The organism is Klebsiella sp. JN_Kp127 (assembly GCF_040062505.1).
GTDB lineage: Bacteria > Pseudomonadota > Gammaproteobacteria > Enterobacterales > Enterobacteriaceae > Klebsiella > Klebsiella quasipneumoniae.
This window is the reverse complement of record NZ_JBEAHS010000041.1, coordinates 28,827-40,497: the sequence shown is the minus strand read 5'-3', so window position 1 is coordinate 40,497 and position 11,671 is coordinate 28,827. Positions and strand designations below refer to the sequence as shown.

Here is an 11,671-nt window from a genome sequence, read left to right as displayed (position 1 = left end):
AGCAGGCGTTGAGGTTCTATAATCTGTAAGGTCCCTGACAACCCGCGAGGAGGAAAAATGTTGACATTAAACACGCGTAGCGTTGAAGAAGAGGATGACGCCACCCGCGCCCCGGAATCGGGGGATAAACAACCGGAGCGCGATAAATAGCTATTCCGCTGTTATTCCTGTTGCGGAATAATGGATATCTGGCCGTTACGTTCGAGAATAGCGAATTTGATCGCTTTCAGTTCATAAATCCCATGGTGCTGCCTGGCCGCCAGCAGGATATCATCGACAGAAATATTGACGAGCTTGATTTTCTCATCGATGACAGCACCATTTTCCACCACGATAACCGGCGTGCCATCAAGGAAATTTTCCGCCTGGGCAAATTTTTTCTTAATATAACCAAATAAAATATCAATACTCACCAGGGTGACGATAGTCAGCATCGAACCGGTGACGGAATAGTCTGTGCTAAGCATCGCCTGCTGGGTGGCTTCGCTGATAATCAGCAGCAATATCAGGTCAAAATTCGTTAACTGCATCAGGGTTCGTCTGCCGGCAATCTTGAAAATAATCAGCAATATCAGATAGATTGCTGCGGCTCTAAGGACCATTTCCATCGCGACTCCTACGGATAGACAAACTGCTGCCAACTGACGGCAGGGCGATCGTTGACGGCCGCCTGCAGGGAGAGCGTGCCTATGGTTTTGGGGGTAATCGCTAACCACACCGAGAGCGGCGAGCGGCTGGTCGTCCGCTGATACACCAGATATAATTTCCCGTCGGCACTGTACATTTTATCCGGCTGCGGGCGGATATCGCCAAGCTGGTAGCGAGTTAATAACGTGGCGGCGAAGCTGATCGTCGTGTCATTTTCCTGGGTGGGTTTGATCTGAATATTCAGTTCGGTTTCACTCATCAGTCTGGCATAACGCTGGTAATCGACGTTTAATTCACCTCCGGCGCTTTCCCGGTGCGCCTCACTGAAATAACCAGAGGACCACAGGCCGCTTAACGCGGTAAGGATAATGAGGCTGAGTGCAATTATCCCATAGCGCCTGAAGCGATATTCAAAGCGGAGGGCTCGTTCATTTTCGTCGACGATGGGACAAGGCTGTTGATTCTCAATCATTATTATTTTCCCCGCGTTTCGTTTCGGCATCAGCGCAACGATAAGGACATTCTTATATTAGACGATATCAGAACAATTGACTTTGTAAAAATGGCCAGCCTCAGCCAGGCTTTATTCTGTTCATCAGCAAAAACAAGGAGGCATGATGAAAAAATTAGCCTTGGCCATGGCCTGTTTGTTTGCCGCCGCTGTCGCGCAAGCGGACGATAAGGGCGGTTTTAGCCAGGATGCCGCGCCGCCGCCGCCGCACAAACTGGATGACGGCTATCGCGGCGTCGAGGAGGGGCGGATCATGACCGTTGAGCAGGCGAAAACCATGCACGACGGCGCCACGATTTCGCTGCGCGGCAATCTGCTGACCCGGCAGGGAGATGACCGTTATCAGTTTCGCGATAAAAGCGGCACCATCACCGCCATTATTCCGGTTGCCGCGTTTAATGAACAGCATGTAGAGCCTGACGATCTGGTCAGTATTAACGGTAGCCTTGATCGCAAAATGACGCCGCCGGTAGTGCGTATCGATCGCCTGCTCAAACAGTCGCCTAAATAAGGGGAGCTTGCCGGTATGAGCACAACATCTCACACGCATGGCGAGGAGCGCGGGAAGCACCCTGCGCGCGAGGCGCCGGGCGAACAGGGCGAAGTGCCGCGTAAACGGGACGATAGCGAGGATGACAAAACCGATCCTTACCATCCTCACGATGGCCGTTAGCGTCACCCGCAACGGGAACTTTCGGGAACGCCGGGGTGGCGGGCCGCAGAATAGACGCAGGTTCGCCATCAGGCACTATACTTTTTGTTCGACATCATCACAGGAGGAGTCATATGGCGATTCATAAGAAAGGGCTGGCGCACTGGGAAGGCGATCTCAAGCATGGCAAAGGCACCGTGTCGACGGAGAGCGGGGCGCTGAGCCAGCAGCCCTACGGCTTTAACACCCGTTTTGAAGGGGTGAAAGGCACCAACCCCGAGGAGCTGATCGGCGCCGCGCATGCCGCCTGCTTCTCGATGGCTCTGTCGCTGATGCTCAGCGAAGAGGGCTATACCGCGACGTCCATCGACACCACCGCGGTGGTCACCCTCAATAAAACCGACGGCGGGTTTGCGATAACCGACATCGCGCTGCAAAGCCAGATTGTCCTGCCGGGCGTCGCGCCGGCGGCGTTCGATGAGATCATCCAGAAAGCGAAGGCCGGCTGCCCGGTATCGCAGGTGCTGAAAGCCAATATCACCCTCGACTACCAGCTGAATCCGTAAGCTGTCGTGCCCGCACTCTGCGGGCACCGTTCCCGCGATCTCTCTCCCCGCCACTGCCTCCGCTGCGCAATAGTGGTATCTTTGGTCCTTTCGCAAACGTAAAGGACTCCATCATGATCGGCATTCGCGGGATGATCGAGGCGCAGGTGCTCGGCCTGACCGGCATGGCGCTAAAAGAGATTGATTTTGAACAGCCCAAAGGGGAGCCGGGGCTGTTTGGTCCGCAATCAGCCATCTGGCAGGTGCATGGCGATTTTACCTCTATGTTGTGCGGCGGCATTAGCGCGCTGCTGCTGCAGATGCTGCATCCCCTGGCGCTGGCCGGCGTCTGGGACCACTCCCGTTTTCGCGAGGATATCTTTGGCCGCCTGCGCCGCACCAGTCAGTTTATCTCCGCCACCACCTTTGCCGCCACCCCTGACGCGGAGCGGCTGATCGCCAAAGTGCAGGGGATCCATCAGCGGATCGCCGGGGTGGATAAGGACGGCACGCCGTATCAGGCAAGCGACCCGGCGCTGTTGACCTGGGTGCATGTCGCCGAGTGCAGCCGCTTTATGGCCTCCCACCTGCGCTATAAGCGCACGGTGGTCAGCGTCCAGCGCCAGGAGGACTATTTTCGCGAGTCGGCGGAGATCGCTCGCCGGCTGGGGGCCGAGGATATTCCCCGGACGCCGAATGAGGTCGCGGACTATCTTGAGGCGATGCGCCCGCAGCTGCGCTGTGACGAACGTACCCGGGAGGTGGCCGAGGTGCTGCTCACCACCCGTCTGCCGGGTCGCCTGAGTCAGCCGGTTGGCCAGGTGATGATGCGGGCCGGGATCGATCTTCTGCCGCCATGGGCGCAGGAGATGCTGGGACTGTCGCTGACGCCGCTGCAGCGGCGCACGACGCGTCTGATGGTGCAGGCTATCGCCCGCGTGCTGCGCGCCTCGGTACGCAACGGCGCCTGGCATTGCGCCATGCGCCGGATGGCAGAGACGTGATTCAGCCCGCCTCGCTCAGGTGCCGGGCAATCAGCGCCTCCAGGCTACCGTCCGCTCGCCATTCGTTCAACGCATCGTTCACCGCGCTAAAGCGGGCCACGTCTTCCCGGGCGACGCAGATGGCCTGCTGGATCTCAGTAAAATTATCCGCCAGGACCCGCACCCCCGGGTGGCGGCGCGCTGTCGCCTCCAGCGGCTGACGGATGCCGGCGACCATATCCCCTTCACCGGCGAGGAAGGCGTCGATGGCCTCCTGCGAGGAGGGGAGACGATTCAGGCTGGCGTGCTGCAGATGGCGGGTTAGCCACAGATCGTAGGCGGCATTTTGCCCGACGTTAATCGTGGTTGCCGGGCGATCCATATCGGCCACGCTCTGGCAGGGCGAACCGGCTCTCACCAGCGCGGTTCCCTGGATGGTGATATAGGGAGAGGTAAAGCGCAGGGTCGCCTCCCGTGCCGGATCGATGGCCAGAAAGGCAATATCCCAGCGTTCGCCGCCGGCGTCGGCCACCACTTTACCGGCGGCAGGATAGGTGACGAACTCGGCGGCGACGCCCCAGCGCTTCGCCAGTCGATGGCTGAGCTCGGGGGTAATGCCTGTCGGCGCGCCCCTTTCGCCAGGATGGGCCAGTACCGCATTGCCCAGATTAATGGCAAAACGCAGCCGGGAGGGTGTGATCTCTGACATCGCTGACTCCTGTGGTGGCTAAGAGAAGGCGGCCCGACCTGTCGGCGCCAGTGATAAGATAGTCCATCCGCGCGCGGTTGTACCTCTCCGGCCACACTTTCAGAATCTATTCATTAACGACCGCAGCGAATTCGTTAAACGACAAGGCAATGGCTTTTATATTGTTAAGCATAAACTCAGCTTGTCAGTTTATTCTTCCCGCTCACTGAGGGAGAGAAATAATGACACAACATAATTTTGAAAATGATAATAAATATCATCAGCGTTCGGAGCAGGCGCGAAAGAGTACCCTGGTTAGCGTGGTGGTCAATATTTTTCTCTCCGCGTTGCAGATTGCGGTGGGAATATTCTCGGGTTCCCAGGGGTTAATTGCCGATGGAATGCACTCTTTTTCCGATCTGCTCGCCGATGGCGTTGTGCTGGTGGCGAATAAAAAGAGTCGCCGGCCCTCTGACCACGATCACCATTATGGCCACTGGCGCTATGAGAACGGCGCCTCTCTGGTCCTCGGCGCGATCCTGGCGCTGGTCGGGGTCGGTATGCTGTGGTCTGCAGCGGGTCATCTCGCGCAACCGCAGACGATTGCGCCGGTGCACAGCGTGGCGCTGTGGATGGCGCTGACGGCGCTGGTGGTCAAAGAGGGGCTGTTTCGCTATATGCTGGCGGCCGCCAGGCGGCTGAACTCCTCGTTGCTCATCGCCAACGCCTGGCATGCCCGCTCGGACGCCGCGTCATCCCTGGTGGTGGCGCTGGGGATTATCGGTAATCTGGCCGGGTTTGCCTGGTTCGATCCGCTCGCCGCGCTGGCGGTGGGGCTGGTGATTACGCGGATGGGCTATCGTTTCGCCGCCACCGCGCTGCACGATTTAATGGACCGTGCCGTCGATGAAGAGACGCAGCGGGCGATCGCCGGCACGCTGCGGGCCACGCCGGGCGTAGCGGGTCTGCACGATTTGAAAACCCGTAAGGCGGGGGATCTGGTGCTGGTGGATGTCCATCTCGAGGTGGCCGGAGAGCTGTCGGTAGCCGAAGGGCATCAGATTGCCCGGCAGGCGCGGGCGCGGGTCATAGCGCACCATCCGGTGCTCAATGTCATGGTGCATCTCGATCCCAGCGCGGCGGTTGCCGGTTCGCCGGGGGAGGCAAACTGCCTGACGTCATAAGCGGAAAACAGACTGGCTCAGCGGTTATTTAACCTCTGAGCCATTATTCCTCGCGCCACCCGCTCGCACATTGATTGCCCGAACGATAAATAAGGCTCATACTGAGCCGGCCATGACCATCGCTAAATAATGGCGCAGATCTGCCCGTTGCAGTTAACGATAAAATAAACCAATCGGTTCATCGATACTCTCTATTTTTTATTAAGAGATAATAACCAGAGCGGTATTCAGGAAGTCAGACAATGATCATTCGGCCAGAACAACACTGGTTTCTTCGCCTATTTGACTGGCACGGCTCCGTGCTGTCGAAAATCATCTTTCGTCTGCTGCTTAATGTGCTGATGTCCATCATCGCCATTATCAGCTATCAATGGTACGCGCAGTGGGGGATCCACTTAACGGTGGCGCCGTTCAGCCTGCTGGGGATCGCGATAGCGATTTTCCTCGGCTTTCGCAACAGCGCCAGCTACAGCCGCTTCGTCGAGGCGCGCAATCTGTGGGGGACGGTGCTTATCGCCGAACGTACGCTGGTGCGCCAGTTGCGCAATATCCTGCCGGCCGAACACGATGCCCATCGCCGCATCGTCAGCTACCTGGTGGCTTTTAGCTGGAGCCTGAAGCACCAGCTGCGCAAAACCGATCCGACGGCTGACCTGCGGCGGTTGCTGCCGGCGGACCAGGTGGCGGAGATCCTCGCCAGCTCAATGCCCACCAACCGGATCCTGCTGCTGGTCGGCAACGAAATCGGCCAGCTGCGCGAGGCGGGCAAGCTTAGCGACATCACCTATGGGCTGATGGACAACAAACTCGATGAGCTGGCGCACGTGCTGGGCGGCTGCGAAAGGCTGGCCACCACCCCGGTGCCGTTCGCCTATACCCTGATCCTACAGCGCACCGTGTATCTGTTCTGCACGCTGCTGCCGTTCGCCCTGGTCGGGGATCTGCACTACATGACGCCGTTTGTCTCGGTCTTTATCTCCTACACCTTTTTGTCGTGGGATTCACTGGCGGAAGAGCTGGAGGATCCCTTCGGCACCGCCGCCAACGACCTGCCGCTGAACGCGATGTGCAATACCATTGAGCGCAATCTGCTCGACATGACCGGTCAACATCCGCTGCCGGAGACGCTGCGTCCGGACCGGTACTTCAACCTGACCTGAGCCCTGCGCACCGGGCAGTTTCCGCTGCCCGGTCATCACTTTCCCGCGCCCATGCGACCCGCCGCGCGGAGGGGGCGATAAAAGCAAAATTTGCAAATAAGTTAAATTTAACACCCGATAGATAACATCAATTATACAGATTTGTGGTGTATGTTATTATTCGGTTAACAAACGCAGTACCTACGCTTTCCCATCGTACTATCCTTGAGAAACAGCATTCTTATCAGGTGACGCCGCGCACACCACGCCTCGTCGCCGGGGTCGTCGCACGCTTTTTTTTCGCTGGCGGCGGCCAGAACAGAGCAGCAGGAGTAAAAAGATGACCAATAAAAGACGCGCGGTTCCCGGTGTTCACCCTTATGACGGTCCGGCAGGCGGGTGGGGCGCGTTGAAGGCGACGGCCATCGCCGTGCGTACCCAGATGGATGCCTTTGAAGCGCCCGCCACGCTGCTGCGAACCAACCAGCCTGACGGTTTCGATTGCCCGGGCTGCGCCTGGCCGGATAAAGAGCATAAATCCACTTTTCAGTTTTGCGAAAACGGTGCCAAAGCTGTGACCTGGGAGGCGACCACCAAACGGGTGACGCCAGCGTTCCTCGCGGCTAACACCGTGACCTCCCTGCTGGCGAAAAGCGATTTTGAACTGGAGGGCTATGGCCGCTTAACCCATCCTTTGGTTTACGACCGCGCCAGCGACACGCTGCGCCCGGTGGCGTGGGAAGAGGCTTTCGCCCGTATCGGCGAGATCCTTCGCGGCCTGCAGCCGGATGAAGTTGAATTCTACACCTCCGGACGGGCCTCCAATGAAGCGGCGTGGCTGTTTCAGCTGTTTGCCCGCGAGTATGGCACCAATAACTTTCCCGACTGCTCTAACATGTGCCATGAATCCACCAGCGTGGGCCTGCCGCAGTCGATCGGCATTGGCAAAGGCACCGTTTCCCTCGACGATTTTGACCAGACCGAGCTGGTGATCTCTATCGGCCATAATCCGGGCACCAACCACCCGCGGATGATGGGCACCCTGCATGAGCTTTCCCGCCGCGGCGTGCCGATTATCGTTTTTAATCCGCTGCGTGAGCGGGCGCTGGAGCGTTTTGCCGACCCGCAAAACGTGATGGAGATGGCGACATATCGCTCGACGCCGATCGCCTCGACCTACTACCAGGTGCGGGCCGGCGGCGACGCGGCGGCGCTGAAAGGGATCGCCAAAGCGCTGCTGCAGCTGGAGGAGGAGCAGGGCCAGGTGCTCGACCACGCGTTTATTGCGCAACATACCCAGGGGTTCGCCGCCTTCGCCGACGATCTGCACGCCACCCGCTGGCAGGACATTGAGCAGGAGTCCGGCCTGACGCGCGAGTCGCTGACCCAGGTCGCCGTGGCCTACGCCAAATCCAGGGCCACCATCGTCACCTACGGCATGGGGATCACTCAGCATAATAAAGGCACTTCCAACGTCCGGCTGATTGCCGACCTGCTGCTGATGCGCGGCAATATCGGCAAGCCGGGGGCCGGCATCTGTCCGCTGCGCGGCCACTCTAACGTGCAGGGAAACCGCACCGTTGGGATCAGCGAAAAACCTTCCGCGGCCTTCCTCGACAGCCTGCAGCGGGTGATGGGGATCACGCCGCCGCGGCATCATGGTCACGATGCGGTGAAGGCGCTGGAGGCCATGATCGCCGGCGACGCCAAAGCCCTGATCTGCCTCGGGGGCAACTTCGCCGTGGCGATGCCGGATCACGAACGCGCCTTCCCGGCGATGCGCGGCCTTGAGCTCAGCGTGCACGTCGGCACCAAGCTCAACCGCTCGCACCTGCTGACGGCGAAAGAGACCTTTATTCTGCCGTGCCTTGGCCGCACCGAGCTTGACCTGCAGGCCAGCGGCCGACAGTCGATCACCGTCGAGGATTCGATGTCGATGGTGCATGCCTCGTCAGGCAAGCTAAAACCCGCCTCGCCGACGCTGCGCTCGGAGCCGGCGATTGTCGCCGGTCTGGCGAAGGCCACTCTGCCGGCCAGCAAAGTGGACTGGCTGTATCTGGTGGAAGATTACGACCGTATTCGCGATCTGATCGAACAGACCATTCCGGGGTTCGAAAATTATAACCAGCGCATTCGCCACCCCGGGGGCTTTCGCATGCCGCTGCCGCCGACCGAGCGCATCTGGCCTACCGCCACCGGCAAAGCCATGTTCTCGGTTTTCAAAGGCGTGCATGAGAACGTGGTGGTGGAGGGCGAGGAGGTGATGCGCTTAGTGACCCTGCGCAGCCACGACCAGTACAACACCACCATCTACGCTATGGATGACCGCTACCGCGGCGTCTTCGGCCGCCGCGACGTGCTGTTTATGAACGAGCAGGATATGGCCGCCCAGGGTCTGGAGCATGGCGATCGGGTCGATATCCACACTGCGCTGCCGGGCAGCTCGCTGACGCTCAGAGATATCACGGTGGTGGCCTACGGCATCGCGCCCGGCACCGTCGGCGCCTATTATCCGGAAGCCAACGTGCTGGTGCCGCTGAACTATCTGGATGAAGAGAGCGGGACGCCCTCCTATAAGTCGGTCCCCGTCCGCCTGACGCTGCGCTCGAAAGAGATCCGCCCGCTGTCCGGCGTGCGTTAAAGAAGGAGGGCGTTGGGCGGCGTCGCGCCGTCCTGCGCCCGTCGCCCCCTCGTCTCCTCGCTTGAATTTATCGGTTATGAAACTAACATTCTGGTAACCTGTGCGCGGCCCCGGGGGTGAACGGCGGGGTTCAAACGGGAAAAAGAATGGACATTAAGCAACTCAAGTATTTGATCGCGCTCGATCAGACGCGCCATTTTGGCCAGGCGGCGGCAGCCTGCCATATTACCCAGCCGACCCTCTCCATGCGCATTCGTAATCTGGAAGAGGAGCTGAACCTGACCCTTATCCAGCGCGGCCAGCGCTTCGAGGGTTTTACCCCGGAGGGGGAGCGGATCCTGGCCTGGGCGCGGGCGGTGCTTGCCGCCCATGACGGTCTGGCGGCGGAGGCGGCCATTTGTCGCGGACAGATGGTCGGTCAGCTGCGGGTTGGCATGGTGCCGCTGGCGAGCCTCAACCCGATGCAGCTGATTAAACCTCTCGCGGAGAAATACCCGGCGCTGCAGTTCAGCCTGCTGTCAATGACCTCGGAGCAGATTATCGATGGCGTCAGCCGCAACCAGCTAGACCTGGGGATCTGTTACCTGCAGCATCTTGATGAACGTCTGTTTAAGATCGCCCGGCTGCCGCAAACCCGGATGGGACTGTTGCACGATAAACGCCATTTCGACTTCAGCGACGGGACGCCGGGGTGGGATACGCTGGCGACGCTGCCCCTTGGCTTTCTGACCAAGGGAATGTACTACCGGGAATCCATTGAAATCAGCTTTAAGGCCAAAGGGCTAACGCCGAAGTCTGTCTTTGAAAGCGATTCGACGTTTCAGATAATCCAGGCGGTGCAGGCGGGGATCTGCTGCGCCATCATGCCGCTCAACAACGGCCTGGAAGCCCTCAGCGACAATCTTGACATCCTGCCCATCGCCGAAAGCCAGGTCGATTCGCAGCTGGCGCTGATTATGCGCCAGCAGGAGCCGGTCTCGACGCTGGCGGAAAAATGCTTCGCCGAGGCGCAGGGGATTTTTGGCTGAGGTGGCGCGACTGGCCGGGCGGCTAGTCAGCAACCATGTCTACATAGTCCCCCGTGGGGGGGGCAAGCAGAGCTCCGGCAGGGCAAGGGCATGGGTAGAAGCGATAGTGCGGCGCTTCACACCAGTGTTCAAATGACACAAGCTTTAATGACCATCCTTTCTCCTTCCTGCGATATACATCACAAATATTAACTACGGCAACAGCCGTCATTTAAGTTAACAACAACCGATATGTATTACCCCATAATGAAAGATTAGGCTGACTCCCTGGTTAGATTATGATGCATTAATGTCATGCCGGCATATGAATTGTTAAATCAGTATGTCTGAAAACTAATAACATTACGGACTGTTTACATGTCATCTCACACCCATATTCTACAAGAAAAGGCTTTGCAGATGATGCAAAGCATTGGTCAAAATATTTATCTTAAGTCCATTATGAGCGGTATGATGCTCATATTGCCTGTCACGATTATGAGTTCTGTGGCGACTTTGATTAAAGTTTTTCCCTTCGCACCGTATCAGGATTTTTTGTTACACCACAATTTAACTCGCTTCTTTGACATCCCGATCACTTTTACGAATAATTTTTTAGCCGTCATTGTCGCTTTCTCCGTCGCCTATACGCTAGCGAAGCATTTCGATGTTGATGGCTTTATGTCAGGCCTGATTTCCATGATCTCTTTCTTTATTCTAACGCCTTATGATGTCGGGGAGACAGGGCCGTTAGGACAATCCTTTTCAATTCCTGGTCAATGGTTAGGGCCCATGGGTCTTTTTACCGCCATTCTGGTAGCGATAATTTCAACACGAATATTTGTGGTGATAACCCGCAAAGGGTTAATTATCAAAATGCCTGAAAACGTGCCAGAATTTATATCCAAATCGTTCTCTTTATTGGTTCCTGGTATCGCCATCCTGACGCTGTTTACAATTATTTCCGCAGTCATTACCAGCGTGGGTTATGGTAGCATTCATGAAATTATTTATAAATTAATCCAGGTTCCTCTAACATCCCTCGGATCCGGTATTTGGTCAGTTATCTTTGTTGCTGTTGTCGCACAATTGCTATGGTTTTTTGGTCTACATGGCCATGCGATTACGCTCGGTGTCGTCGCGCCGATCTGGTTCGCCATGGATGCCCAGCAGCTTGCTGCGTATGCTGCAGGCGTAGACTTACCCAACATTACTGGCTTCGCGTTCTTTATGACCTATGGCGTTGCTGGAGATTTATTACCGCTGGCTATTATGCTCGCTTTTTTTGCAAAGAGCGCACGCTATAAAACGCTCGGGAAAATCGCCTTACCACCGGCCATCTTCACAATTGGTGAACCGATGGCTTATGGCGTGCCGCTGGTAATGAATTTTACTCTGGCGATCCCTTATATTTTTATCAATGGCATCATGCTCGGCATTGCCTGGTATTTGACGGTCATTGGCGTATTGCCGCGTGTCGCCGGTGTCAGTACGCCAGCCGGTATGCCGATTATTATTTCTGGTTTTATGCAGGGGAGTTGGAAAATAGCCGCTTTCCAGTTTATAGGACTTTTTGTGCGGTTTGCAGGATGGTATTTCTTCTTCAAGGCTGCCGACCTTATCGCTTGCCGGGAAGAAAATCAGACGGATATCATTTGAATGTCCCAGAAAAA

At 57.2% G+C, this 11,671-nt stretch carries 12 protein-coding genes; 9 read left to right on the top strand and 3 right to left on the bottom strand.

Annotated features, from left to right (window positions below; all coding sequences use genetic code 11):
- Positions 1 to 161 precede the first annotated feature (161 nt).
- Positions 162 to 608 carry a YetF domain-containing protein gene (locus ABLV04_RS15660; RefSeq protein WP_023289822.1) on the bottom strand — a complete coding sequence of 149 codons (447 nt, stop codon included), beginning with the start codon at positions 606 to 608 and terminating at the stop codon, positions 162 to 164.
- An 8-nt stretch (positions 609 to 616) separates the two neighbouring features.
- A complete protein-coding gene (locus ABLV04_RS15655) occupies positions 617 to 1,120 on the bottom strand; it encodes a hypothetical protein (RefSeq protein ID WP_180265894.1) in 504 nt (167 codons plus the stop codon).
- A gap of 145 nt (positions 1,121 to 1,265) precedes the next feature.
- On the opposite strand from ABLV04_RS15655, the gene ABLV04_RS15650 reads away from it, so the two are divergent.
- The 4 genes from ABLV04_RS15650 (at position 1,266) to ABLV04_RS15635 (ending at position 3,360) form a co-directional block, all read left to right on the top strand.
- Positions 1,266 to 1,670: a YdeI family stress tolerance OB fold protein gene (locus ABLV04_RS15650; RefSeq protein WP_032452981.1), complete on the top strand. Its 405-nt coding sequence runs from the start codon at positions 1,266 to 1,268 to the stop codon at positions 1,668 to 1,670.
- Between the two features lie 15 nt (positions 1,671 to 1,685).
- Positions 1,686 to 1,832, top strand: coding sequence for a hypothetical protein (locus ABLV04_RS15645; RefSeq protein ID WP_065881663.1), 147 nt, complete (start codon positions 1,686 to 1,688; stop codon positions 1,830 to 1,832).
- Positions 1,833 to 1,945: 113 nt separating this feature from the next.
- Positions 1,946 to 2,377, top strand: a complete 432-nt coding sequence (locus tag ABLV04_RS15640) for an OsmC family protein (RefSeq protein WP_004202630.1) — start codon at positions 1,946 to 1,948, stop codon at positions 2,375 to 2,377.
- Between the two features lie 113 nt (positions 2,378 to 2,490).
- Positions 2,491 to 3,360 carry an oxygenase MpaB family protein gene (locus ABLV04_RS15635; protein ID WP_180265895.1) on the top strand — a complete coding sequence of 290 codons (870 nt, stop codon included), beginning with the start codon at positions 2,491 to 2,493 and terminating at the stop codon, positions 3,358 to 3,360.
- Position 3,361: 1 nt separating this feature from the next.
- On the opposite strand, the gene ABLV04_RS15630 is transcribed toward ABLV04_RS15635, so the two are convergent.
- Positions 3,362 to 4,048 carry an ABC transporter substrate-binding protein gene (locus ABLV04_RS15630; RefSeq protein WP_180265896.1) on the bottom strand — a complete coding sequence of 229 codons (687 nt, stop codon included), beginning with the start codon at positions 4,046 to 4,048 and terminating at the stop codon, positions 3,362 to 3,364.
- Positions 4,049 to 4,269: 221 nt separating this feature from the next.
- On the opposite strand from ABLV04_RS15630, the gene ABLV04_RS15625 reads away from it, so the two are divergent.
- The 5 genes from ABLV04_RS15625 to ABLV04_RS15605 all read left to right on the top strand — a co-directional run bounded on the left by ABLV04_RS15625 (position 4,270) and on the right by ABLV04_RS15605 (position 11,657).
- Positions 4,270 to 5,211, top strand: coding sequence for a cation diffusion facilitator family transporter (locus ABLV04_RS15625; RefSeq protein WP_180265897.1), 942 nt, complete (start codon positions 4,270 to 4,272; stop codon positions 5,209 to 5,211).
- 242 nt (positions 5,212 to 5,453) lie between these two features.
- Positions 5,454 to 6,371 (top strand): bestrophin family ion channel, encoded by a 918-nt coding sequence (locus tag ABLV04_RS15620; protein WP_032452977.1) that lies wholly within the window; start codon positions 5,454 to 5,456, stop codon positions 6,369 to 6,371.
- Between the two features lie 319 nt (positions 6,372 to 6,690).
- The gene (locus tag ABLV04_RS15615) at positions 6,691 to 8,991 is read left to right on the top strand and encodes an FdhF/YdeP family oxidoreductase (protein WP_348815878.1); all 2,301 of its coding nucleotides are present in this window, start codon (positions 6,691 to 6,693) and stop codon (positions 8,989 to 8,991) included.
- A 146-nt stretch (positions 8,992 to 9,137) separates the two neighbouring features.
- Positions 9,138 to 10,019, top strand: coding sequence for a LysR family transcriptional regulator (locus tag ABLV04_RS15610; protein WP_023289814.1), 882 nt, complete (start codon positions 9,138 to 9,140; stop codon positions 10,017 to 10,019).
- Between the two features lie 402 nt (positions 10,020 to 10,421).
- Positions 10,422 to 11,657, top strand: coding sequence for a PTS transporter subunit EIIC (locus tag ABLV04_RS15605; protein WP_348815894.1), 1,236 nt, complete (start codon positions 10,422 to 10,424; stop codon positions 11,655 to 11,657).
- Positions 11,658 to 11,671 lie beyond the last annotated feature (14 nt).